Genomic DNA, 22,783 nt, shown 5'->3' on the forward strand with positions numbered 1-22,783 from the left:
GGTCATACGCCGGGCGGACGCCCGCTCATCGCACTGATGAAGAACCAGAGCCACACGACGAAGAACAGGGTCTGGAACACGGTGCCGGCGATCCCGAGGATGACCGCCCACCGGGCGAGCCCGGCACCGCCCTCCGTGCTCCCCGGGGCGCTGAGCTGTCGACGCGCCATGACGCCGAACACGATCCCCGCGACGGGGATCATGAAGGCTGCGATGAACGCGACGATCGCGAGGGTGCTCGTGCGCGGAGAACCAGGGGGGTCCCGGCGACGGGACGTGGGGAGCGGGCGCATGGCCGTACGGGGCAGACATCCGGCGGAACGTAGCAGCGGGTCCCCTCAGCACACATCGGCCGGACGGGTGTCGGTCCGCCCTGCCGACCCTGCAGGAGCGGTGTCCACGCTCGCTACCGTGTGCGCATGAGTCGAGCCGACTACGACGCGTGGAGGCGGGGGCGTTCCGCGCTCGACCGGACGGACGATCCGGCCAAGGACGTCTACCAGCGCATCCTTCGTGACGAGATCGGACCAGCGCTCCGGGCCGTGGGTGCGCGCGGGTCGTCCGGCAGGTTCGCGATGCCGTCCGCGACCCACTGGGCACAGCTCACGTTCCAGAAGTCGAGCTGGAACGAAGCCGACGCCCTCGCGTTCACCATCAACCTCTTGGTGATCCGGCGCGACGCGTGGGCGAGCATCGTCGCTCGCGACCCGTGGATGGGCAAGGAGCCGAGTGCGACCTCGCACATCGGCCCGCCCGCGGCGCAGACGAGGATCGGCTTCTTGCGGCCCGCCGGCACGGATCACTGGTGGGAACTGACCACCGGTGCCCCGGTGGAACCGGTTCTCGACGAGGTGATGAGCGACATCTTCTGTCTCGCCCTCCCGTGGCTCGACGCGCAGACGGCGGCCCTGGGACGTCCGTGACCGACCGCGACGCACGTGAAGCGGGGCCCCACCACGACGCCGCCGCTCAGCGCTCGCCGGTCAACGGGCACGCCACCAGTAGAGCGCGGTCAGGTCGGACGGCCACGCCCTCGCGCGGCTGAGCAGCCCGGACGGCTTCTCGACCCGGTCGACGTCGGTCAGTGCATGCCATCCCGCGTCGACGACCTCGTCGACTCGCACGGGCACGGATACGCCCCGTCGCCACCCGTGCTCACCTGGGACGGACCGCCGACATGCGCTCGACGCTGCTCACGGTCAGTCATGAAGCGGCTCCTGACCTGCGTCGTCGTCCGAGAGCGCCCGCCCGTCGGAGTCGATCCAGCCCTTCCTCTGGCGGTCAGACGTTGAAGCGGAACTCCACGACGTCTCCGTCGGCCATGACGTAGTCCTTGCCCTCGACGCGCGCCTTGCCGGCGGCGCGGGCGGCGGCGACGGAGCCGGCGGCGACCAGGTCGTCGAACGAGATGACCTCGGCCTTGATGAAGCCCTTCTGGAAGTCCGTGTGGATGACCCCGGCGGCCTGCGGCGCGGTCCAGCCCTGCCGGATCGTCCAGGCGCGGGCCTCCTTCGGACCGGCCGTGAGGTAGGTCTGCAGGCCGAGGGTGTGGAAGCCGACGCGCGCGAGCTGGTCGAGGCCCGCCTCGTCCTGGCCGTTCTCGGCGAGCATCTCGGCGGCCTCGTCGGGCTCGAGCTCGACGAGCTCGGACTCGAACTTCGCGTCGAGGAAGATCGCGTCGGCAGGCGCGACGAGCGCGCGCAGCTCGTCCTGCATGGCGGTGTCGGCGAGGCCCGCGTCGTCGGTGTTGAACACGTAGATGAAGGGCTTGGCCGTCATGAGCTGGAGCTGCGCGACGTGCTCGACGTCGGCCAGGCCGGCGGCGAAGAGCGTCTGGCCCTTCTCGAGGACCTCGTTCGCGGCGACGGCCGCCGCCAGGAGCGCGGGGTCGGCCTTCTTGCCCTTGACCTCCTTCTCCAGGCGCGGGATGGCCTTCTCGAGGGTCTGGAGGTCGGCGAGGATCAGCTCGGTGCTGATGATCTCGATGTCGTCCTTCGGGTTCACCGCACCGGAGACGTGCACGACGTCCGGGTCGGCGAACGCGCGCGTCACCTGGCAGATCGCGTCGGCCTCGCGGATGTTGGCGAGGAACTTGTTGCCGAGGCCCTCGCCCTCGCTCGCGCCCTTGACGATGCCGGCGATGTCCACGAACGACACCGTGGCGGGCAGGATGCGCTCGGAGCCGAACAGGTCGGCGAGCACCTGCAGCCGCGGGTCGGGCAGCGGCACGACGCCGACGTTCGGCTCGATCGTCGCGAACGGGTAGTTCGCCGCGAGGACCTGCGCCCGGGTCAGCGCGTTGAAGAGGGTGGACTTGCCGACGTTGGGCAGGCCGACGATGCCGATGGTGAGTGCCACGGGCGGCAAGTCTACGGGGGGCGCGCTCTACTCGATGCGCTCGAAGACCATGGTGGCCTGGATGCGGTCCCCGCCGCCGAGGCCCTTGCTGCCGGACGCCGCGGTCGTGATCGTGTGCAGCCGGTACCCGAGCGAGGCCTGGGCGTTGATGGCCTTCTCGAGCTCCGTCAGGTTGCCCGAGCCCGTCCCCCACAGCTTCTCCTTGAGGATGACCTGCAGGACGACGTAGTTCATGCCCCTCGGAGCCAGTCGCGCACGACCGCCGGCCGCCGCCTCCGCCTCGATCCGGTCGACGACGCCACCGAGGCCGCCTCGCTGCGGGGCGGGCGCCTGCACCTGGTCGGTCCACGTCGACCCGTCCCACCATCGCATCGCACCGGAACCGTCCGGGTACCACCCTGCTCGCGTCTCGACCGTCACGCCCCGCCTATCGGCGGACGCGGGACGGACATGACGGCTTCGGGCGCACCGGCGACGACGGGCGGCCCGGCGACGGCGGACGCCTCGGCGCCGGCGTCAGGCGAAGGCGACGAGCTGCTTGAGGAGCTCCGTCTGGCGGCGCTCCAGGATCCGCCCGCCGACGCGGATGCCCACGACCAGCGCGACCGCACCGAGCACCAGCCCGACGACGAGCGTCACGACGCCGAGCCACGCGATCCCCTGCCGCACGGCGATCAGCGCGAGCACGCCCTCGGGCAGGGACGCGGCGGCGACGGCGAGCGAGCCGGCGAACTGCGACACCACGGCCGTCGTGCCGCCGTTGGACTTGGTCTGGAACGGGTTCTCCCCTGCCTTCTGCACCGGGTAGACGACGAGCGCCGACGCGATGCTCGACGCCCCCCACGCGGTGAGCAGGACGCCGAAGGAGACCCCGAGCAGCGCGGGCAGGGCGTCGGCGCGGCCCACGAGGAGCGCGGGCACGACGACGCAGACGAGCACCAGCGGCACGCCCAGCACCGCGGCGGACAGCACCCGCCCGAGGCGGTCGACGGACCCGCGCAGCGGCGCGGCGACGTGCGTCCAGAACGCGGAGCCGTCGTAGGCGACGTCGGCGGAGATCCCCCAACCCATGAAGTACGCGGCGACCGGACCGAGTATCAGGAGCAGCTCGCCGCCGGGCGACGCGAACCACAGGAAGATCGGCACGATGGGGATGAAGATGAGCGACGCGGCGTAGCGGGGGTCGCGCACCCAGTAGGTGAGACAGCGGGCCATGACCGCCCCGACGGGCGTCGCGGGCAGCCGGGTGAACCACCCGAGGTCGCGCCCCTTGCCGCCGGCACGCTCCTGGATCGGGTTGACCAGGCTGTGCGCGAGGCTGCGGTCCCACGCGACGGCCAGCACGAGCAGCGTCACGACGGCGACCGCGAGCCGGGCGAGCGCCACCAGCCACTGCCCGTCGACGACCGCGGCCGGCACGCCCCACGTCGCACCGAGCGGCGACCACGCGAGCACGTTGACGAGCCCGTCGAACCTCGCGCCCTCGAACGCGCCGTCCAGGCTCGACAGGATCGGGCCGATGAGGAAGATCGGTAGGAGCGCGACGATCGCCAGGACCTCGCGCACCCGCCGACGCGCGACCAGCGGGGCGACGAGGGTCGTCGTCGCGCGGCTGCCGACGACCGCCGTGACGAGGAACAGCGCCGCCGCCGGGACCGCGGCGACGAGCGCGGCGGGATCGCGCCACCACGCGGCGACGGTCCCGAGCGACGCGAGCGTCGTCATGGCGCCGGGCACGCCGATCAGGCCGCCGATCGCGAGACCCGTGACGAGCTGGCGGTGCGGGATCGCGAACGTCGTGAACCGCGCCGGGTCGACCGTCGAGTCCACGCCGAACGCGACGAGCGGGACGACCCACCAGCCGAGCATGACCGCGGAGCCCGCGATCACCACGACCGTCGGCAGCAGGTCGGGCGACGCGACCGACACGGCCACGACGCCCGCGACGGCGATCACCGTGACGAACAGACCGTAGAGCAGGCCGATCACGAGCCCGACGACCTGCCACGGGCTGCGCTTGAGCCCGTTGCGCAGCAGCGTCAGCTTCAGTCGGACGAGGTGCGCAACCACGCGAGCCCCTCCCCGCTGACGCGCCCGCCGACGAGGTCGACGAACCGGTCCTCCAGGCTCGCGTCGCCGCGCACGTCGTCGACGGTGCCCGCCGCCAGGACGTGGCCGTTCGCGATGATCGCGACGTGGTCGCACATGCGCTGGACGAGGTCCATGACGTGCGACGACACGATGACGGTGCCGCCCGAGCGCACGTAGGAGGCGAGGATGTCGCGGATGTTCGCCGCGGACACCGGGTCGACGGCCTCGAACGGCTCGTCGAGCACGAGGAGACGCGGCACGTGCACGAGCGCGCACGCGAGCGCGACCTTCTTCGTCATGCCCGCCGAGTAGTCGACGACGAGCGTGCCCGCGTCCTTCGTCAGGTCCATCGCCGCGAGCAGGTCGCGCGTGCGCTCGGCGGTCGTGTCGCGGTCGAGCCCGTGCAGCAGGCCCGCGTAGGTGATGAGCTGCTCGCCCGTGAGCCGGTCGAAGAGCTTCACGCCGTCGGGGAGGACGCCGAGCATGGCCTTGACCTGCAGCGGCGAGGCCCACAGGTCCTGCCCGTGCACCAGGACGGTGCCCGCGTCGGGGTGCAGCAGACCGGTCGCCATGGACAGCGTGGTCGTCTTCCCCGCGCCGTTCGGACCGACCAGGCCGTAGAACGAGCCCGCGGGGACGTCGAGGTCGACGCCGGCGACGGCGACCTTCTCGCCGAACCGCCGCCACAGCCCGCGCAGGGCGAGCGCGGGGAAGGTCGGCGGTGCGGGTCGGGCGGCGTCGGGCGCGGGCGCCGGCACAGGGCCGGTGGCCGGGACCGACGCGGCGGACGGGGTCGGGGCGACGTCCTCGGGCGGCATCGGCCCAGCATAGGCAGCCGATCGGCCCGTGCGGAGCCGGTCCGCGCCACGCCGGCACGCGCGGCGGCCGGTGTCGGTGGCGGCTGAGAGGGTGCCCGCATGGACACGACCGCGCTGCTCCTCGGCCTGCTGATCGGCCTCGCCGCCGGGGCGACCGTCGCGTGGGTGCTCGCGGCGTCCGCCGCGGGCCGTCGCGCCGCGGCGCGTCTGCACGCCGCCGAGGTCGAGGCCGCCCGGGTCCGCGCGGTCCTGGACGCCGAGCGCGCCGCCACCGCCGACCGGATCGCCGCCGCGCAGGCCGACTCGGAGCGCGTCGCCGACCAGTTCCGCGCGCTCGCCGCCGACGCGCTCGCGACGAGCTCCGACCAGTTCCTCGCGCTCGCGCACCAGCGGTTCGCCGCGGACCACCAGACGCAGGTCGGCGAGCTCGCCCAGCGGGAGCAGGCCGTGCGTGCGCTCGTCGAGCCGCTGACCCGCACGCTCGACCAGGTCCGCGCCGAGCTCGCCGAGGCCGAGAAGGCGCGCGTCGAGGGCCACGCGGCGCTCGGCGAGCAGGTCCGCGCGATGCGCGTCGCGTCCGAGCAGCTCCGCGGCGAGACCGCCCAGCTCGTCACCGCGCTGCGCTCGTCGCAGGTCCGCGGCCGCTGGGGCGAGGTGCAGCTGCGCCGGGTCGTCGAGGCCGCCGGGATGCTCGCGCACGTCGACTTCGTCGAGCAGGAGCAGGTGCGCACGGACGACGGGCTGCTGCGCCCCGACATGGTCGTGCGGCTCGCGGGCGGCAAGCATGTCGTCGTCGACGCGAAGGTCGCGTTCCTCGGCTTCCTCGAGGCGACGCAGACCGACGACCCGTCGGTGCGGGCCGAGCGGCTCGCGGCGCACGCCCGGCACGTCCGCAAGCACGTCGACGACCTCGCGTCGAAGCGGTACTGGGACCAGTTCGCACCCGCGCCCGAGTTCGTCGTGATGTTCGTGCCCGCCGAGTCGTTCCTGCACGCCGCGGCCGACCAGGACCCGACGCTCGTCGAGTACGCGTTCGAGCGAAACGTCGTCCTCGCGACGCCCGTCACGCTGCTGACGCTGCTGCGGACCGTCGCCTACGCGTGGCGGCAGGACGCGCTGGCCAGCAACGCGCAGGCCGTCCTGTCGCTCGGCAAGGAGCTGCACGGCCGGCTCGCGACGATGGGCGCCCACCTGACGCGGCTCGGCCGCGCGATCGACTCGGCGGCGGGCGCCTACAACCAGGCCGTCGGCTCGCTCGAGACGCGCGTGCTCGTGAGCGCGCGCCGGTTCGCGGACCTGCACGTCGTCGACGGCGACCTGCCCACCCCCACCCCGGTCAACCCGCAGCTCTCCGTCGTGAGCGCACCCGAGCTCGTCGCGTCCGCCGAGGAGCAGATCGTGGCACTCGACGACCGCGTGCTCGGAGACGGCGCCGAGCGGCGCGACGCGCGGGCGCTCGACGCCGAGCTCCCGCGCTCCGAGGAGCGCCGCGCCACGGGCGACGGGGTGACGTCCGCCTGACGATCGCGCAGCCGTTCGGGTCGTGCACCCGATGCCGTCGCGCAGCCGCTCAGTCGTCGCGCTCGTCGGGGCCCACGTCCTTCCCGTGCGGGCGTGGGCGCAGGAGCCGCGAGGGGCGGGGCGAGGTCTCGGCGCGGGACCGGCGCGCGAGCAGCGAGGTGACCTCGCCGGTGACGTGCTCGGTGACGTGCTGCGTCAGCCGCGCCCGGGCCTCGAGGCGCTGCGCCCGGAGCAGTGCGTGGTGCTCACGGCCGAGCGCGCGCGCCAGCGACACCACCATCCCGATCATCACGAGCGAGAACGGCAGCGCGATGAGGATCGCGGCCGTCTGCAGCGCGACGAGTCCCCCGGCGAGCAGCAGCGCGATCGCGAGCAGACCGCCGAGCGTCGCCCAGATCACGCGCACGGGCCGGCTCGGCTCGGGGTTGCCGCCGGACGACAGCATCGCGACGACGAGCGACCCCGAGTCCGCCGACGTGATGAAGAACAGGCCGATCAGCACGATCGCGAGCACCGACAGCACGGACCCCCACGGCAGGCCGGCGAGCACGTCGAACAGCGCGTTCTCGGCGACGACCGTGCCGTCCGCGCCCACGAGCCCGCCCGTGCCGAAGATCTCGCGGTGGATGGCCGTCCCGCCGAGCACCGAGAACCAGAGGAACGTCACCAGGGTCGGCACGAGCAGCACCCCGGCCACGAACTCGCGCACCGTCCGGCCGCGGGAGATGCGGGCGATGAACACGCCGACGAACGGCGCCCACGACATCCACCAGCCCCAGTAGAACGTCGTCCACATGGCCTGCCACGCCTCGCCCTCGGGCCCCGCGTACGCGCTCACGTTGAACGTCAGCGAGACGACGGACGACAGGTAGACGCCGATCGACTGCACGAAGTCGCGGAGCAGGAACAACGTCGGACCGAGCAGCAGGACGGCGACGAGGAGCACGCCCGCGAGCGCGACGTTGATGTTCGACAGCCACTTGAGGCCGCGGTCCAGGCCGCTGAGCACCGACCAGGTCGCGATCGCGGTGATGACCACGATGAGCACGACCTGAGTGGTCCGCCCGGACGACGCGACACCGACGTGCCGCAACCCGGCGGAGATCTGGAGGACGCCGAGCCCGAGCGACGTCGCGACGCCGAACATCGTGCCGACGACGGCCGCGACGTCGATCGCGTCGCCCAGCGTACCGCGGACCCGGTCGCCGAGGAGCGGCTCGAGCGCCCACCGGATCGAGACGGGTCGTCCGCGCCGGTGCACGGCCCACGCGACGGCCAGGCCGACGACCACGTAGATCGCCCACGCGTGCACGCCCCAGTGCAGGTACGTCTGCGCGAGCGCGGACTGCGCGAGCTGCGCCTGGGTCCCGGTCACGCCCGGCTTCGGGTTCGCGAAGTGGCTCAGCGGCTCGGCGACGCCGTAGAAGACGAGGCCGATGCCCATGCCCGCGGCGAAGAGCATCGCGAACCACGTCCGCAGGCCGAACTCGGGCACGTCGTCGTCGGTGCCGAGCGTGAGGTCGCCCCAACGTCCGAGGCCGAGCCACAGCGCGAACGCGACGAACCCCGCGACGAGCAGGACGTAGTACCAGCCGAAGACGCCGATGACGTTCTCCTGCAGGGCGCCGACGACGTCCTCCGCGGTGCCCGGGAACGCGATCGCGAGCGCCGCGACGCCGAGGACGATCCCGAGAGCGGGCCAGAAGACGCGGCGTTGGATGCCCGCGAGGCCCCGTCCGTACGACGTGGACGTGCGCGGCGGGGAGCTGGCGGAGGGCATCGTTCCACCCTCGCACACGCCCGCCCGGGCCTCGCGGCGGACCCCTCGCCACCCGCGGCCGGGCGGGCTGCGGTCAGGCCGGCTGGACGTCCAGGGAGCGGCGGCCCTCGCGACGCGGCCGCTCGGGGGTCGCACCCGACGCCTTGAGGTCGGCCCGCAGCTCACGCGGCAGCGAGAACATGAGGTCCTCGGTCGCGGTGCGGACCTCCTCGACCGTGCCGAACCCGTGCTGCGCGAGCAGCTCCAGGACGTCGCGGACCAGGATCTCCGGCACCGACGCACCGGACGTGACGCCGACCGTCGTCGCACCGTCGAGCCACGCGGGGTCGATCTCGGACGCCTTGTCGACGCGGTAGGACGTGCGCGCGCCGGCGTCGAGGGCGACCTCGACGAGACGGACCGAGTTCGACGAGTTCGCCGAGCCGACGGTGATGACCACGTCGCAGTGCGGCGCGAGCTTCTTGACGGCGACCTGGCGGTTCTGCGTCGCGTAGCAGATGTCGTCGCTCGGCGGGTCCTGCAGGTGCGGGAACTTCTCGCGCAGGCGGCGGACCGTCTCCATCGTCTCGTCGACCGAGAGCGTCGTCTGGGAGATCCACACGAGGCGCTCGGGGTCGCGCACGACGACGTCGTCGACGGCCTCCGGCGAGTTGACGACCTGGATGTGCTCGGGCGCCTCGCCCTGCGTGCCCTCGACCTCCTCGTGGCCCTCGTGGCCGATGAGCAGGATGTCGTAGTCCTCGGCGGCGAACCGGACGGCTTCCTTGTGCACCTTCGTCACGAGCGGGCACGTCGCGTCGATCGTCTGCAGCGAGCGGGCCGCGGCGGCGGCGTGCACGGCCGGGGAGACGCCGTGCGCGGAGAACACGACGCGCGCACCCTCGGGCACCTCGTCGGTCTCGTCGACGAAGATCGCGCCGCGCGCCGCGAGCGTCTCGACGACGTACTTGTTGTGCACGATCTCCTTGCGGACGTACACCGGGGCGCCGTAGTGCTCGAGGGCCTTCTCGACGGCGACGACGGCCCGGTCGACGCCGGCGCAGTACCCGCGCGGGGCGGCGAGCAGCACGCGCTTGGTCGCGGGCACGCCGGGGGCCTGGTCGGTCGCAGAGGTCACGCAGCGAGTCTACGTTCGCGCCGCGCACGGACGCCCTCGCGCGGGTGTGCGTTCGCGCACCTCCACGCGACGTCCACGGCCCTCGCACGCATCGACCGGAACCAGGGTGTCCGCGCTCTGGGGCAGGCTGTGCGGGTGAGCACCGAACCGCAGGAGCCCGCCGCGCGGCTGCCGCTGCCCCTGCGCGCAGCCGAGACGACGCCCGAGCGACCGTGGCCGGTCCGGCACCTGGCGCCGAAGATCGCGGACTACATCGCGCGCATGCCGCCCGTGTGGGTCGAGGGGCAGGTGCTCAACCTCAAGCGGTGGAACACGATGTACTTCCTCACGCTGCGCGACACGGACCTCGACATGTCGCTGTCGGTCACGGCTCCCGCGGGGGCGATCCGGCGGCTGGGCGACGCGGCGACGGACGGTGCGCACGTCGTCGTCCACGCGAGCCCGCGGTTCCACGCCAAGAAGGGCGACCTGACGTTCCAGGCCGACGACGTGCGCCTCGTCGGCCTGGGCGAGCTGCTCGCGCGCATCGAGCACCTCAAGGGGGTGCTGGCCGCGGAAGGGCTGTTCGACCCGGGTCGCAAGCGGCCGCTGCCGTTCCTGCCCGCGGTCGTCGGGCTCGTGTGCGCGCAGCAGGGCGACGCGGAGCACGACGTCGTCTCGAACGCCCGCGCCCGCTGGCCCGGCGTGCGGTTCGAGATCCGGCGCGTGACGGTGCAGGGTCCGCGCGCGGTGCCCGAGGTGTCGGCCGCGATCGCGGAGCTCGACGCCGACCCGCGGGTCGAGGTCGTCGTGGTCGCGCGCGGTGGCGGGTCGTTCGAGGACCTGCTGCCGTTCAGCAACGAGACGCTCGTGCGGGCGGCCGCCGCGTGCCGGACGCCGCTGGTCTCGGCGATCGGGCACCACATGGACGCGCCGCTGCTGGACCTCGTCGCGGACTTCCGCGCGTCGACGCCGACGGACGCCGCCAAGCGCGTCGTGCCCGACGTGTCCGAGGAGCGGGCCCGCGTGCTGCAGCTGCGGCACCGGTCGCGGGGCGCGCTCGTGCACCGGCTGACCCGCGAGCAGGCGGGGCTCGACCACTGGCGCAGCCGACCCGTGCTGGCGAACCCGACGGCGCTCGTCGACGGGCACGAGACCCGCGTGCACGTGCTGCGGGACGCGGCCCGGCGGGCGCTGCACACCGAGCTCGTGCACGGGCGCGCCGAGGTCGCGGGCCTGGCCGCGCAGGTCCGTGCGCTCTCCCCGGCGGCGACGCTCGAGCGCGGGTACGCCGTCGTGCAGCGGGCCGACGGCCGCGTCGTGCGGGACCCCGTCGACGTGGACGCCGGCGACGCGCTGCGCATCCGCGTCGCGCAAGGCGAGATCGCGGCCGAGGTCGTGGGCGGCTGACGCACCGGACGTCCGCCGGGTGGCGGCGCGCGCGGGCGGGTGGGCACCGGGTGGTTGACTGTGCGTCGTGCCGACGACGCCTTCCCGCAGCACCTCCGACACCCCTCCCGAGCAGGACGCCGACGTGGCGGCGATGACGTACGAGCAGGCCCGCGACGAGCTCGTCGCGGTGGTCGCCCGGCTCGAGGCCGGGGGCGCGTCGCTCGAGGAGTCGCTGCGGCTCTGGGAGCGCGGCGAGGCCCTCGCCGCCCGGTGCCAGCAGTGGCTCGACGGCGCGCGCGAGCGCCTGGCCGCGGTGCGCGCGGCGGACGAGGCCCCGGCGGCGACGACCGGGCCGACCACGACGGCGACCGACGAGGAGGACGACCGGTGAGCGAGCGGGCCCTGGTGATCGGCGAGGCACTCATCGACGCGGTGCGCCGCCCCGACGGCTCGCGCGCCGAGCACCCGGGCGGCAGCCCGGCGAACGTCGCGCTGGGCCTCGGGCGGCTGGGACGCGAGGTCGACCTGCTCACGTGGCTGGGCCACGACGCGGAGGGGGACGCCGTCCGGCGTCACCTGGAGGCGTCGCACGTACGGGTGCTGGACGGCGACCGGTCCGCGACGCGCACCCCGGTCGCGACGGCGCACCTCGACGCCGACGGCGTGGCGACGTACGAGTTCGACCTCGAGTGGGACCTGCCGACGTCGTGGGACGAGCCCGCGGGCGACCCCGTCGTCGTGCACACCGGCTCGATCGCGGCCGTCCTCCAGCCCGGCGGTGCGCGCGTCGCGCAGGAGGTGTCGCGGCGCCAGGCGACGTCGACGGTCACCTACGACCCGAACCTGCGCCCCGCGCTCATGGGCTCCCCCGCGCACGCGCAGCCGTACGTCGACGCGCTCGTCGCGCTCGCGGACGTCGTGAAGGTGAGCGACGAGGACCTCGCGTGGCTGCACCCGGGCGTCGCGCCCGCGGAGATCGCCGAGCAGTGGAGCCGCTCGGGTCCCGCCCTGGTGGTCGTGACGCACGGCGGCGAGGGCGCGTTCGCGAGCACGTCGGCGGGCGCGCGGATCACCGTGGCGGCGCCGAAGGTGCAGGTCGCGGACACGGTCGGGGCGGGCGACTCGTTCATGGGCGGGCTGATCGACGGGCTGTGGTCCGCGGGCCTGCTCGGTGCCGGGCGCCGGCAGGCGCTGCACGACGTGGACGCCGCGACGGTCGAGCGCGTGCTCGAACGGTGTGCGCGCATCGCCGCGATCACCGTGTCGCGCCCGGGCGCGAACCCGCCGACGTCGGCCGAGCTCGACGCCTGACGCCGTCCCGGCGACCTCGGGTCGCGACGGTCAGGCGGTCCTCGTCCGCTCCCGGTCGCGCTGCTCGCGCGCGTGCGCACGTTCGAGCGAGGCCTTGCGGTCCTGCTCGTTCTGCTCGTCGATCGCCTTCGCCTCGCGCTCGTCGAACGTGAGGTTCTCGCCCGTCTCGGGGTCGAACACGAGGATCTTCGACGCGTCGAACCACAGCGCGGCCCGGTCGCCGTCGCGGACGCGGGAGTCGGACGCGAGCGCCACCACGAGCTGGGTGCGCAGGCCTTCGCCGTCGAGGTCCCGGTCGAGCTCCTCGAGCTTCCCGCGCACCGACTCGTGCGTCTCGAAGGGGATGTAGGCGAACAGGTCGGAGCCGAGCCACTCGGTGACGTCGACGTCGGCCTCGAACGTGACCCCGCCGGTGCGGCCCTGCCGCTGCGCGACGGTGCCGTCCTCGAAGTGCTCGGGCCGGATGCCGACGATGACGAGCTGGCGGTCGCCGATCCGGGCGCGCAGGTCGTCGGTGAGCGGCACGTCGGCGAACGGCAGGCTCAGGGTGTCGCCGGAGAGCTCGCCGGGCACGAAGTTCATGGGCGGCGAGCCGATGAACCCGGCGACGAACAGGTTGACGGGGTGCTCGTAGAGCGCGCGCGGCGACGCGACCTGCTGGAGCTCGCCCTTGCGCAGGACGGCGACGCGGTCGCCGAGCGTCATGGCCTCGGTCTGGTCGTGCGTCACGTAGACGGTGGTCGTGCCCATGCGGCGCTGCATGCGGGCGATCTCGGTGCGCATCTGCCCGCGGAGCTTGGCGTCGAGGTTGGACAGCGGCTCGTCGAACAGGAACGCGCGCGCGTCGCGGACGATCGCGCGACCCATCGCGACGCGCTGACGCTGCCCGCCGGACAGGTTCGCGGGCTTGCGCTCGAGGTGGTCCTGCAGCTCGAGCGTCTCGGCGGCGAACCGGACCTTCTCGCGGATCTGCGCCTCGGTGAACTGGCCCTTGGTGAGCCGCAGCGGGAACGCGATGTTCTCGGCCACCGTGAGGTGCGGGTACAGCGCGTAGTTCTGGAACACCATCGCGAGCTGGCGGTCGCGCGGGGCCTGCTCGTTGACGCGCTCGCCACCGATCTTCAGCTCGCCGTCGGTGATGTCCTCGAGCCCGACGATCATCCGCAGCAGCGTCGACTTCCCGCAGCCGGACGGGCCGACGAGGATGACGAACTCGCCGTCCGCGATGTCGAGGCTCACGCCCTTCACGGCGTGGAAGCCGTCGGGGTAGCGCTTCTGGATGTCGGTGAGGGTGATCGCAGCCATGGAGGTCTCCTTCGGGTCAGCCCTTGACCGCGCCCTGGGTCAGGCCCGCGACGATCTGGCGCTGGAACAGCAGCACGAGGATGACGACGGGGATCGTGACGATCACCGCCGCGGCGGAGATGGCACCGGTCGGCTCCTCGAACTGGGAGGCGCCGGTGAAGAACGCGAGGGCCGCGGGCACGGGACGCGCGCGGCTCGTCGAGGTGAGCGAGATGCCGTAGACGAAGTCGTTCCACGCGATGAAGAACGCGATGAGCGCGGTCGTGAACACGCCGGGTGCGGCGAGCGGCACGATCGCCTTGCGGAACGCCTGCCAGCTGGTCGCGCCGTCGACCTGCGCGGCCTGCTCGAGCTCCCACGGGATCTGCCGGAAGAACGCGGCGAGCGTCCAGATGGAGATCGGGAGCGTGAGGGACAGGTACGGGATGATGAGGCCCGCCCACGTGTCGTACAGGCCGATGTTGCGCCACAGGTTGAACAGCGGCGTGACGATCGAGATGACGGGGAAGATCGAGACGCCCAGCGCGGTCGTGAGGATGAGCCGCTTGCCGGGGAAGTCGAGTCGCGCGATCGCGTAGGCGGCGAGCGTGGCGAGGACGACGGCGATGGCCGTGGCGATGAGCGAGATGCCGATCGAGTTGCGCAGCGCCGGCAGGAACAGGTCCCGCGCGGACCCGTCGGGCCCGAGGATCTCGTTGTAGTTCGTCCACGTCCACTGCGACGGGAGGAACGTGCCGGTGTTGAGCTCGCTCGGCAGCTTGAAGGACGTCGCCATGATCGACAGCACGGGGAACAGCGCGTAGGTCAGCACCAGGACCGTGATGACGGCCCACGCGACCTTCATGCGCGTGGTCAGGGCGCTCATCAGCCCTCCCCCCTCGCGCCGGCCAGATCGACCTTGAAGAGCTTGATCGCGATCCAGCAGATGCCGATCACGGCGAGGAACAGCAGCACCGAGATCGCGGACCCGAGCCCGATCTCGAGTCTCCCGATGGATGTGCGGTAGGCCAGCAGCGACAGCACGGTCGTGCCCGCGGAGCCGTTCGTCATGATGAAGACGTTGTCGAAGATGCGGAACGCGTCGAGGGCCCGGAACAGGACGGCGACCATGATCGCGGCCTTCATGTTCGGCAGCGTGACGCGTCGCAGGCGCTGCCACCACGTCGCACCGTCGACCTCGGCGGCCTCGTCGAGCTCGCCGGGCACCTGCGCCAGACCGGCCAGGAGCAGCAGCGAGATGAACGGCGTGGTCTTCCAGATCTCCGAGGCGATGATGACGAAGATCGCGGTGCCGAACTCGGCGAACCAGTTGAGGTTCTCGTCGATCCCCGGCACCCAGTCGAACCACGTGTTCACGTAGCCGGAGTTGATGTCGAACGCGTAGAACCACGCGAACGCGGAGACGACCGTGATGATGCCGTACGGCACGAGGATCGCCGTGCGCAGCAGCCCGCGCAGGCGCTTGATCGCGCGGTGCATGACGAGCGCGAGCGCGAACCCGAGGACGAGCTCGACCGCGACCGTGATGACGGTGATGAGCACCGTCACGCCGAACGCCTGCCACCACACCGTGTCCGACAGCACGACGCCGTAGTTCGCGAGGCCGACGAACGTGCGGTCGTCGGGTGCGGTCAACCGGTACCGGAACAGGGAGTCGTACGTCGCCTGCAGGATCGGGTACAGCGTCACCGCCAGCATGACGACGAACGCCGGTCCCGCGAGGTACCAGCCGAGCCGCGCCTCGGCCCGTGCGCGGTCGGACCGCAGCGCCTTCGCGGGTCGCCCGGCCGTGCCGCGGATCTCCGCCGCCGCGGGGGCGGTCGCCTGGCTCGTCATGACCCCTCCCCTCTCACAGCAGCTGGTCGCCGCGGAGGACCGCGGTGATGAAGTCGGTGGACTTCTGCGGCGTCGTGTCGGGGTTCACCGACGACGGCGGGTGCCACGTCTCCTGCAGACCGGACGACACCTCGTTGTAGTAGGGCGTCTGCGGTCGCGGCGCGGCCTGCTCGAGCGACTGGCGGATGACGGGCGCCATCGGGAACGCCTCGATCACCTGCGGGTCGTCGAAGGCCGTCGTGTTGGACGGCGGGTTGCCGTTCTCGACGAAGTAGAAGACCTGGTTCTCGGGCTGCACGATGCACTCGGCCGCGGCGAACGCCTGGTCGACGTACCGGCTGAACGCGCCGACGCCCAGGTTGATCCCGCCGTACGGCGGCCGCGACTCCTGCGCCTCGTCGACCTGCGGGTAGAGCGCCCACCCGATGTCGTCGAGCACCGACTGCTCGATCGCACCGTCCTCGACGCCCGCCTTGGTCGCGGGCCAGACGAACGGCCAGTTGACCATGAACGAGCCGCGGTCCCCCTGGAAGATCGTCATCGACGCGTTCTCGTCCTCGGTCGGCAGCGCCGGCCCGGCGAGGTTGTCCTTGCCGATCGTGCCGATGATCTCCGCGGCGGCCCGTCCCGCGTCGGAGTCGAGCCCGAGCGTCAGCTCGTCCGCCGGGGCCTCGGGGTTCTCGAGGATCTGCCCGCCCGCGGACTCGACCAGCGCGTTGATCCACACCGTGAGCGACTCGGCCTTCGCGCCCTGCACGCTCAGGTACTTGTCCTGCGACTGCGACGCCTCCATGATCTGCTGCCACGTCACGGGCGTGGTCGCCGGGTCGAGCCCCGCGGCCTCGGCCACCGACTTGCGGTACCAGAGCAGCTGCGTGTTCGCCCAGAACGGGACCGTGACGAGCTCGTCGCCCCACGTCGCACCGTCGAGCGCACCCTGCACGACGTCCTGCGAGACGCGCTCCGCGACGTCGTCGGGGATCGGTGCGAGGAACCCCGGCTCGGCGAGCTCCGGGATGAACGGCGGGTCCAGGCTCATGAGGTCGATCGACGTGTCCTTCGCGGCGAGCCGTCGGGCGAGCTGCTCGCGCTGCGACGCGGCGTCGCGCGGGAGCACCGAGACCTCGATCCGGTACTCGCCGCCGGCCTCGTCGGTGCAGCGGCTGGCGATCTCCGCCTGACCGCCGTCGTCCGGGTTGATGTACCACGTGAGCACAGGCGGTCCGGACTCGGCCGCGCACGCCGCGAGCGGCGCGAGCAGACCGACCGCCGCCACCATCACGAGCGCTCTCGTCCGGCGTCGCACGAGCCACCTCCCCCGTCGGCGCTCCCTCGCGCCATGACCTTGCCTACTCCTGTCGTCGCAGGTCTGCCACGGGAACGCGGGGCGTGGGGCGCGGCGTGCGACCGCCTGGCGGTCAGCCCGTGCCGGGTCCGCCGGTTGCTGCCACGATGTCCGGCGTGCCGAACGTGACGCCCGCCGAAGCCTGGTCCGCACTGCGCGAGGGGAACGCCCGGTTCGTCCGTGGCGAGATGGAGCACCCGTCCCAGGGCATCGACCGCCGCACCGAGCTCTCCGCAGCCCAGCACCCGTTCGCCGTGATCTTCGGCTGCTCGGACTCGCGCGTCGCCGCCGAGATCATCTTCGACCAGGGCCTCGGCGACGTGTTCGTCGTCCGGACCGCCGGGCACGTGCTCGACACGACCGTCATCGGGTCGATCGAGTACGGCGTCGAGGTGCTCGGTGCGTCGCTGGTCGTCGTGCTCGGGCACGACTCGTGCGGTGCCGTCGCCGCCGCGACCGCCGCGCTGCAGGACGGGTCGCTCCCCCGCGGGTTCGTCCGGGCCGTCGTCGACCGGGTCATCCCGTCGATCGTCAACCTCGCCGGCGACGGCGGGATCGGGCAGGTCGACGCCGCGACGCTCGGTCACGAGCACGTCCGCCACACCGTGCAGATGCTGCAGGGCTACTCGGTGTCGCTCGCCGAGGCGATCGCCGAGGGGCGCTGCGCGATCGTCGGCCTGGAGTACACGCTCGCCGACGGCCAGGTGCACCTCACGGAGTCCGTCGGCGACATCGGCTGAAGCTCCGCGGCACCCGTCGGTCGCCGGTCAGAGCCAGGAGTCCTCGGGGCTCGGGCGCGCGCCCGGCTCGTCGTCGTGCACCGTGAGCCGCTCGCGCCAGTAGAGGCCGCCGTCCTGGCGGCGGCCCACGAGCCCGGCCTCGACGAGGTCGCGGCGCAGGCGGACGGGGTCGTCGGACACCTCGGCCAGGCGCGCGGTGAGCGCCGGCTCGGGCGCCGCCTCCCCCGGGGCGAGCAGCCGGGCGGCCAGGTGCTCCAGGACCAGCGTGCGGTCGTCGAGACGTCGCGGGGTGCGGACCAGGCGTCCGTGCTCGAGGAACTTCTCCGCCGCGCAGGCGGCCGTCGGGGACGTCATGTGGCCATCGTCACGCGTCCGACCGCCCGGCGCCGTGCGGCAGGATGGACCGCATGACTTCCGCACCTGTCACGGGCACGACGTCGTCGCCCGAGTTCCGGATCGAGCACGACACGATGGGCGAGGTCCGGGTCCCCGCGGCCGCGCTCTACCGCGCGCAGACGCAGCGGGCCGTGGAGAACTTCCCGATCTCCGGGAGCGCCCTCGAGCGCGGGCACATCGAGGCGCTCGCCCGCATCAAGAAGGCCGCGGCCCGCGCGAACGCCGAGCTCGGCGTGCTGCCGCAGGACGTGGCCGACGCGATCGTCGCCGCCGCCGACGAGGTCGCGTCGGGCGCGCACGACGCGCACTTCCCGGTCGACGTCTACCAGACCGGCTCGGGCACCTCGTCGAACATGAACACGAACGAGGTCCTCGCGACGCTCGCGACGCGCGGGCTCGGTGCGGACGTGCACCCGAACGACCACGTCAACGCGTCGCAGTCGTCGAACGACGTCTTCCCGACGTCCGTGCACGTCGCCGCGACCGCGGGCGTCGTCCGCGACCTCGTCCCCGCGCTCGAGCACCTCGCCGCCGCGCTGCAGGACAAGGCCGACGCGTGGGCGACCGTCGTGAAGTCGGGCCGCACGCACCTCATGGACGCGACCCCGGTGACGCTGGGTCAGGAGTTCGGCGGGTACGCCGCGGCCGTCCGGTACGGCGTCGAGCGCCTGCAGGCGGCGCTCCCGCGCGCCGCGGAGGTCCCGCTCGGCGGCACGGCCGTCGGCACGGGCATCAACACCCCCGCGGGCTTCCCGCAGCGGGTCATCGAGCTGCTCCGCGAGGACACCGGGCTGCCGCTCACCGAGGCGCGCGACCACTTCGAGGCGCAGTCGTCGCGCGACGGGCTCGTCGAGCTCTCCGGTGCGCTGCGCACGATCGCCGTGAGCCTCACGAAGATCTGCAACGACCTGCGCTGGATGGGCTCAGGCCCCAACACGGGCCTCGGCGAGCTGTTCATCCCCGACCTGCAGCCCGGGTCGTCGATCATGCCCGGCAAGGTCAACCCCGTGGTCCCCGAGGCCGTGCTCATGGTCGCCGCGCGGGTCGTCGGCAACGACGCGACCGTCGCGTGGGCCGGCGCGTCCGGCTCGTTCGAGCTCAACGTGCAGATCCCCGTCATCGCGTCCGCGGTGCTCGAGTCGATCCGCCTGCTGGCGAACGCCAGCCGCGTGCTCGCCGACAAGACGATCGCCGGCCTGGAGGCCAACGAGGAGCGCGCCCGCGCGTTCGCCGAGTCCTCGCCCTCGATCGTCACCCCGCTCAACCGCGTCATCGGCTACGAGGCCGCCGCGAAGATCGCCAAGCACGCCGTGAAGCAGGGCATCACCGTCCGGCAGGCCGTCGTCGACCTCGGGTACGTCGAGCGCGGCGAGGTCACCGAGGAGCAGCTCGACGCGGCCCTCGACGTCCTGAGCATGACGCGCCCGCCGCAGGCGTGACCCCGCGCCCGGCCGTCTTCTGCACCGGCCGGGCGCACCCCGACGAGTCCGGCCGCCCGGTCGGGTCGATCCTGGTGACGACCCGGCCGGGCGGTCGTGCGTCACCACGCCGCCGCCCGGCCCCGACCTCGGGAGGCCCCGTGCGCACCGTGTACGCCTACCTGCTCGTGTCGCTCGACGGGTACCACGCCGACGCCGACGGCGGCGTCGACTGGTTCACGACCGACGACGAGCTCGAGCGGTACTCCGCCGCGCAGGGGGACGCGATCGACACGATCGTCATGGGCCGCCGCACGTTCGAGCTCATGGCGTCGTACTGGCCCACGCCGGAGGCCTACCGGGACGACCCCGTCGTCGCGGGCTTCATGAACGACCTGCCCAAGATCGTGCCGTCGCGGACGCTCACCGCCCACCCGTGGGGACCGACCGAGTTCGTCGCGGACGACGTGGTCGGGCGCCTGCGCGCGCTCAAGTCGGGGCCCGGCAAGGACGTGGCCGTCTTCGGTTCGTCGACGCTCGTCGCGTCGCTGCTGCCGACGGGGATCCTCGACGAGCTCCGCGTCGTGGTGCAGCCGGTCGTCCTCGGCAGCGGCCGGCGGTTCCTCGACGGCGCCGGCGGCACGGCGCTCGAACGGATCGCGGTCCGCGAGTTCGCCGGCGGCAGCACGCTCCTGACCTACCGGCCGGTCGTCGACCAGGGCTGACGCCGGGCGCCCGGCGGACGGTCGCCGGTCGGCGGTGGTGGGCACGGGCCGCCGAGCCACCACCGCCCGCCGGCTCGCGCGTCAGGCCTCCGCGCGCACCGGTTCGGCTGCGGGCTGCGCGCCGTGCTGCGCGGGCCGGACCGCGTGCATCGCGAGGCACGCGACCAGGCCGAGGGCGAGGACCGCGACCGTGAGCAGGAGGGTCTGCGCGACGGCGGTCGAGAAGCCGGCGTGCACGGCCTGCGTGGCCGCGTCGGTGATCTGCCGCGCGACGTCCGCGGGGACCGAGTCGGGCAGCTGCGGTGCGGCGGCGGCGCCCGCGCCCGTCGAGAACTGGTCGGGGTCGACGCGTGAGAAGCCGTCGAGGAACGCCTGGCGCGCCTGCTCGGGCAGGTTCGCCGCCTCGTCCTGCGCGGCCGCGGGGATCGCGATGCCGAGGCGCGACGACAGCATCGCGACGACGGCCGCCGACCCGATGACGCCGCCGATCTGGCGGTTCGTGTTGAACGCGCCCGCCCCGGCGCCTGCGTTGCGCTGGTCGAGCCCCGCCGTGGCCGTCGCGGCCAGCGGCGAGAAGAGCATGCCGGTGCCGATGCCGAACACCGTCATCGGCAGGACGAGCTGCCAGACGGGCACCTCGGGGCGGATGACGGCCGCGAGCCACGCGACGACGACCACGAGGATCGCGAAGCCGGTCGCGACGATCCACTTGGCGGGGACCCGGTCGGACATCCGGCCGGCGACGGGCGCGACGACGCCCGAGAGCAGCGAGCCGCCCAGGCCGATGAGCGCCGCGTGCAGCGGCGAGAGGCCGAGGACCAGCTGGGCGAAGATCGTGAACGGGAAGAAGATGCCGGTCATCGCGAAGGTCACGGCGAACCCGGCGACGTTGGAGAGCGAGAAGTTGCGGACGTGGAACAGCCGCAGCGGCATCAGCGCGTCGTCGCCCAGGTGGCGCTGCCACAGCACGAACCCGACGAGGACCAGGACGCCCAACCCGACGATCTCCCAGATCGTGACCGGCCCGACGACGGTGCCCCAGTCGTAGGTGTCGCCCTCCTGCAGGCCGAACACGACGAGGAACATGCCGAGCACGGACAGCACGACGCCGAGCCCGTCGAAGGTGCGCGCGTGCGTCGGCAGCGCGGGCAGCCGGCGCAGGGCCAGCCACAGTGCGACGACGCCGACGGGCACGTTGACGTAGAAGATCCACTCCCAGCCGACGGTCTCGACGAGCAGGCCGCCGAGCACCGGGCCCGTGATCGTCGCGACACCCGCGACGGCGCCCCAGACGCCCATCGCGGCACCGCGGCGCGCGGGCGGGAACACGCGCGTGATCATCGACATCGTCTGCGGGGTCATGAGCGCGCCGCCGACGCCCTGCACGGCCCGCGCCGCGATGAGCATGCCGATCGAGCCGGACAGGCCGCACCACAGCGACGCGAGCGTGAAGACGACGAGGCCGACGACGAACACCGGCTTGGGGCCGAACCGGTCACCCAGGCGGCCGGTGACGAGCAGCAGGACCGCGAACGTCAGCAGGTACGCGCTGTTGACCCAGCCGACCTCGGTGAAGCTCGCGTCGAGCTCGGTGACGAGGGTGGGGACGGCGATGTTCACGATCGTGGTGTCGATCATGATCATGAAGAAGCCGAGGCACAGCGGCGGGAGCACGCTCCACGGGCTGCGCCCGTGCAGGTCGACGAGCGCGCGGGGCTGCTCGGTGGTCATGGGTCCTCCGGGGACGGTCGGTGCGCGGTGGGTGCGGCGCGGGTCGGTGGCGTGGCGTGCCCCGACCTGCGGGGTCAGCGGCTGGGTGCGGTCGCCGCGGGGCGGCGGTGCCGGGCCTCGAGGAAGGCGGCGGGGAACGGGTCGTCCCAGCCGAGGGCGTCGTCGTCGAGCTCGGCGACGGTGCGGTCGAGCCACTCGACCTCGTGGCGCAGGTGCGCGACGTCGTGCTCGACGTCGAGCAGGTGGCGGCGCGGCAGGCCCTGCGCGCGCACGCGGGAGTAGGCGGACTCGAGCTCGGCGAGGCGCTCGGCCTCGCGCTCGCGGCGCCGGACGAGCGCCTCACGGACGACGTCGCGCGGCAGGTCGACGGCCTCGGCGAGGCCGACGGAGAAGACGGGGTGGACCGGGTGGTCGTCGCCCAGGAAGCTCGCGAGCCGCCGCTCGTACGCGGTGCGGCCGGCGTCGGTGAGGCGGTAGGTGGTGCGTTCGGGGCGGTTGCCGCTGCGCTCGGTGCCGAGCGCCTCGACGAGACCGTCGCGGGCCAGCCGCTCGACCGCGTGGTAGACGGCGCCGGGGTTGACACGGACGAGCCGGGTGTCGCGACGCTCGACGAGCGTCTGGAAGACGTCGTAGGGGTGCCGCGGGTGCTCGCGCAGGAGGCCGAGGACGAGGACGGCGACGGCGGACAGCTCGGGCACGCGCGGCTCCTTCGTCCGGTCGAACTATTCCAGCCGGAATATACCGACGAGTAGCCTCCACCGCGATCCCTCGACCGCGCCGGCCCCTCGACACCGGGACAGTTGCGCAAGGTCACAGGTCGGTCTCGGACTTGCGGAATCGCTCCCACACCCTTCGAGCGGCTGCTTAGCATCGACGCATCCCGCGCCCGTCGCCCCGTCGGCGCGTGCTGACGACGAGGT

The 22,783-nt window shown here is 73.1% G+C and carries 23 protein-coding genes; 8 read left to right on the top strand and 15 right to left on the bottom strand.

All coding sequences use genetic code 11. From position 1 onward, the window contains the following. Positions 1-2 precede the first annotated feature (2 nt). Complete coding sequence (locus OOT42_RS15520; protein WP_273652067.1) at positions 3-203, bottom strand: hypothetical protein; 201 nt, start codon at positions 201-203, stop codon at positions 3-5. Between the two features lie 216 nt (positions 204-419). On the opposite strand from OOT42_RS15520, the gene OOT42_RS15525 reads away from it, so the two are divergent. Beyond that, positions 420-923: a DUF4304 domain-containing protein gene (locus OOT42_RS15525; protein ID WP_273652068.1), complete on the top strand. Its 504-nt coding sequence runs from the start codon at positions 420-422 to the stop codon at positions 921-923. Between the two features lie 60 nt (positions 924-983). On the opposite strand, the gene OOT42_RS15530 is transcribed toward OOT42_RS15525, so the two are convergent. The 5 genes from OOT42_RS15530 to OOT42_RS15550 form a co-directional block, all read right to left on the bottom strand. Beyond that, entirely contained in the window at positions 984-1,130 is a 147-nt protein-coding gene (locus tag OOT42_RS15530; RefSeq protein WP_273652069.1) for a hypothetical protein, read from the bottom strand. A gap of 151 nt (positions 1,131-1,281) precedes the next feature. Further along, a complete protein-coding gene (gene ychF, locus OOT42_RS15535) occupies positions 1,282-2,358 on the bottom strand; it encodes a redox-regulated ATPase YchF (protein ID WP_273652070.1) in 1,077 nt (358 codons plus the stop codon). A gap of 27 nt (positions 2,359-2,385) precedes the next feature. After that, positions 2,386-2,730, bottom strand: a complete 345-nt coding sequence (locus tag OOT42_RS15540; protein WP_423775910.1) for a DUF4177 domain-containing protein — start codon at positions 2,728-2,730, stop codon at positions 2,386-2,388. Between the two features lie 144 nt (positions 2,731-2,874). Then, positions 2,875-4,428: a hypothetical protein gene (locus OOT42_RS15545; RefSeq protein WP_273652072.1), complete on the bottom strand. Its 1,554-nt coding sequence runs from the start codon at positions 4,426-4,428 to the stop codon at positions 2,875-2,877. Beyond that, positions 4,404-5,267: an ABC transporter ATP-binding protein gene (locus tag OOT42_RS15550; RefSeq protein ID WP_273652073.1), complete on the bottom strand. Its 864-nt coding sequence runs from the start codon at positions 5,265-5,267 to the stop codon at positions 4,404-4,406. The genes OOT42_RS15545 and OOT42_RS15550 overlap by 25 nt, the downstream gene beginning before the upstream one ends. A 99-nt stretch (positions 5,268-5,366) precedes the next feature. Between OOT42_RS15550 and OOT42_RS15555 the strand changes: the two genes are divergently transcribed. Continuing rightward, positions 5,367-6,788 (top strand): DNA recombination protein RmuC, encoded by a 1,422-nt coding sequence (locus tag OOT42_RS15555; protein ID WP_273652074.1) that lies wholly within the window; start codon positions 5,367-5,369, stop codon positions 6,786-6,788. A gap of 49 nt (positions 6,789-6,837) precedes the next feature. Here OOT42_RS15555 and OOT42_RS15560 read toward each other — a convergent pair whose 3' ends face one another. Next, complete coding sequence (locus OOT42_RS15560; RefSeq protein WP_273652075.1) at positions 6,838-8,568, bottom strand: BCCT family transporter; 1,731 nt, start codon at positions 8,566-8,568, stop codon at positions 6,838-6,840. A gap of 73 nt (positions 8,569-8,641) precedes the next feature. After that, positions 8,642-9,685, bottom strand: coding sequence for a 4-hydroxy-3-methylbut-2-enyl diphosphate reductase (locus tag OOT42_RS15565; protein ID WP_273652076.1), 1,044 nt, complete (start codon positions 9,683-9,685; stop codon positions 8,642-8,644). A 135-nt stretch (positions 9,686-9,820) separates the two neighbouring features. On the opposite strand from OOT42_RS15565, the gene xseA reads away from it, so the two are divergent. From xseA to OOT42_RS15580, 3 genes are all read left to right on the top strand, one after another. Next, complete coding sequence (gene xseA / locus OOT42_RS15570) at positions 9,821-11,074, top strand: exodeoxyribonuclease VII large subunit (RefSeq protein WP_273652077.1); 1,254 nt, start codon at positions 9,821-9,823, stop codon at positions 11,072-11,074. A gap of 67 nt (positions 11,075-11,141) precedes the next feature. Beyond that, entirely contained in the window at positions 11,142-11,447 is a 306-nt protein-coding gene (locus tag OOT42_RS15575; RefSeq protein WP_273652078.1) for an exodeoxyribonuclease VII small subunit, read from the top strand. Further along, entirely contained in the window at positions 11,444-12,367 is a 924-nt protein-coding gene (locus tag OOT42_RS15580) for a carbohydrate kinase family protein (RefSeq protein WP_273652079.1), read from the top strand. The genes OOT42_RS15575 and OOT42_RS15580 overlap by 4 nt, the downstream gene beginning before the upstream one ends. 30 nt (positions 12,368-12,397) lie before the next feature. On the opposite strand, the gene OOT42_RS15585 is transcribed toward OOT42_RS15580, so the two are convergent. From OOT42_RS15585 to OOT42_RS15600, 4 genes are read right to left on the bottom strand one after another with little or no spacing between them, the layout of a single operon-like run. Beyond that, complete coding sequence (locus OOT42_RS15585; protein WP_273652080.1) at positions 12,398-13,672, bottom strand: ABC transporter ATP-binding protein; 1,275 nt, start codon at positions 13,670-13,672, stop codon at positions 12,398-12,400. 16 nt (positions 13,673-13,688) lie between these two features. Continuing rightward, entirely contained in the window at positions 13,689-14,537 is an 849-nt protein-coding gene (locus tag OOT42_RS15590; protein WP_124341482.1) for a carbohydrate ABC transporter permease, read from the bottom strand. Further along, positions 14,537-15,508, bottom strand: coding sequence for a carbohydrate ABC transporter permease (locus OOT42_RS15595; protein ID WP_273652081.1), 972 nt, complete (start codon positions 15,506-15,508; stop codon positions 14,537-14,539). Before OOT42_RS15595 ends, OOT42_RS15590 begins: the two co-directional genes overlap by 1 nt. Positions 15,509-15,521: 13 nt before the next feature. Next, positions 15,522-16,814: an extracellular solute-binding protein gene (locus tag OOT42_RS15600; protein WP_423775911.1), complete on the bottom strand. Its 1,293-nt coding sequence runs from the start codon at positions 16,812-16,814 to the stop codon at positions 15,522-15,524. A gap of 146 nt (positions 16,815-16,960) precedes the next feature. On the opposite strand from OOT42_RS15600, the gene OOT42_RS15605 reads away from it, so the two are divergent. After that, positions 16,961-17,593: a carbonic anhydrase gene (locus OOT42_RS15605; protein WP_423775912.1), complete on the top strand. Its 633-nt coding sequence runs from the start codon at positions 16,961-16,963 to the stop codon at positions 17,591-17,593. A 27-nt stretch (positions 17,594-17,620) separates the two neighbouring features. Here OOT42_RS15605 and OOT42_RS15610 read toward each other — a convergent pair whose 3' ends face one another. Beyond that, positions 17,621-17,947 (bottom strand): DUF2087 domain-containing protein, encoded by a 327-nt coding sequence (locus tag OOT42_RS15610; RefSeq protein ID WP_273652083.1) that lies wholly within the window; start codon positions 17,945-17,947, stop codon positions 17,621-17,623. 53 nt (positions 17,948-18,000) lie between these two features. Here OOT42_RS15610 and OOT42_RS15615 point away from each other — a divergent pair, with 53 nt between their 5' ends. Further along, the gene (locus tag OOT42_RS15615) at positions 18,001-19,428 is read left to right on the top strand and encodes a class II fumarate hydratase (protein ID WP_273652084.1); all 1,428 of its coding nucleotides are present in this window, start codon (positions 18,001-18,003) and stop codon (positions 19,426-19,428) included. A gap of 140 nt (positions 19,429-19,568) precedes the next feature. Then, a complete protein-coding gene (locus OOT42_RS15620; protein ID WP_273652085.1) occupies positions 19,569-20,132 on the top strand; it encodes a dihydrofolate reductase family protein in 564 nt (187 codons plus the stop codon). 81 nt (positions 20,133-20,213) lie between these two features. Here OOT42_RS15620 and OOT42_RS15625 read toward each other — a convergent pair whose 3' ends face one another. Continuing rightward, on the bottom strand, positions 20,214-21,863 hold the full coding sequence (locus OOT42_RS15625; RefSeq protein ID WP_273652086.1) for an MFS transporter: 1,650 nt from the start codon (positions 21,861-21,863) through the stop codon (positions 20,214-20,216). Between the two features lie 74 nt (positions 21,864-21,937). Beyond that, positions 21,938-22,561 carry a PadR family transcriptional regulator gene (locus OOT42_RS15630; protein WP_273652087.1) on the bottom strand — a complete coding sequence of 208 codons (624 nt, stop codon included), beginning with the start codon at positions 22,559-22,561 and terminating at the stop codon, positions 21,938-21,940. Positions 22,562-22,783 lie beyond the last annotated feature (222 nt).

Origin of the sequence: Cellulomonas fimi, assembly GCF_028583725.1 — a bacterium.
GTDB classification, from domain to species: Bacteria; Actinomycetota; Actinomycetes; order Actinomycetales; family Cellulomonadaceae; genus Cellulomonas; species Cellulomonas fimi_B.

What these genes read in the sequence shown, in the direction of transcription:
- OOT42_RS15590 (WP_124341482.1), bottom strand. Translation starts at nt 14,537, where the DNA reads ATGAGCGCCCTGACCACGCGCATGAAGGTCGCGTGGGCCGTCATCACG.
- OOT42_RS15525 (WP_273652068.1), top strand. Translation starts at nt 420, where the DNA reads ATGAGTCGAGCCGACTACGACGCGTGGAGGCGGGGGCGTTCCGCGCTC.
- OOT42_RS15625 (WP_273652086.1), bottom strand. Translation starts at nt 21,863, where the DNA reads ATGACCACCGAGCAGCCCCGCGCGCTCGTCGACCTGCACGGGCGCAGC.
- OOT42_RS15585 (WP_273652080.1), bottom strand. Translation starts at nt 13,672, where the DNA reads ATGGCTGCGATCACCCTCACCGACATCCAGAAGCGCTACCCCGACGGC.
- OOT42_RS15520 (WP_273652067.1), bottom strand. Translation starts at nt 203, where the DNA reads ATGATCCCCGTCGCGGGGATCGTGTTCGGCGTCATGGCGCGTCGACAG.
- OOT42_RS15615 (WP_273652084.1), top strand. Translation starts at nt 18,001, where the DNA reads ATGACTTCCGCACCTGTCACGGGCACGACGTCGTCGCCCGAGTTCCGG.
- OOT42_RS15555 (WP_273652074.1), top strand. Translation starts at nt 5,367, where the DNA reads ATGGACACGACCGCGCTGCTCCTCGGCCTGCTGATCGGCCTCGCCGCC.
- OOT42_RS15560 (WP_273652075.1), bottom strand. Translation starts at nt 8,568, where the DNA reads ATGCCCTCCGCCAGCTCCCCGCCGCGCACGTCCACGTCGTACGGACGG.
- OOT42_RS15605 (WP_423775912.1), top strand. Translation starts at nt 16,961, where the DNA reads ATGTCCGGCGTGCCGAACGTGACGCCCGCCGAAGCCTGGTCCGCACTG.
- OOT42_RS15595 (WP_273652081.1), bottom strand. Translation starts at nt 15,508, where the DNA reads ATGACGAGCCAGGCGACCGCCCCCGCGGCGGCGGAGATCCGCGGCACG.
- OOT42_RS15540 (WP_423775910.1), bottom strand. Translation starts at nt 2,730, where the DNA reads ATGCGATGGTGGGACGGGTCGACGTGGACCGACCAGGTGCAGGCGCCC.
- OOT42_RS15610 (WP_273652083.1), bottom strand. Translation starts at nt 17,947, where the DNA reads ATGACGTCCCCGACGGCCGCCTGCGCGGCGGAGAAGTTCCTCGAGCAC.
- OOT42_RS15550 (WP_273652073.1), bottom strand. Translation starts at nt 5,267, where the DNA reads ATGCCGCCCGAGGACGTCGCCCCGACCCCGTCCGCCGCGTCGGTCCCG.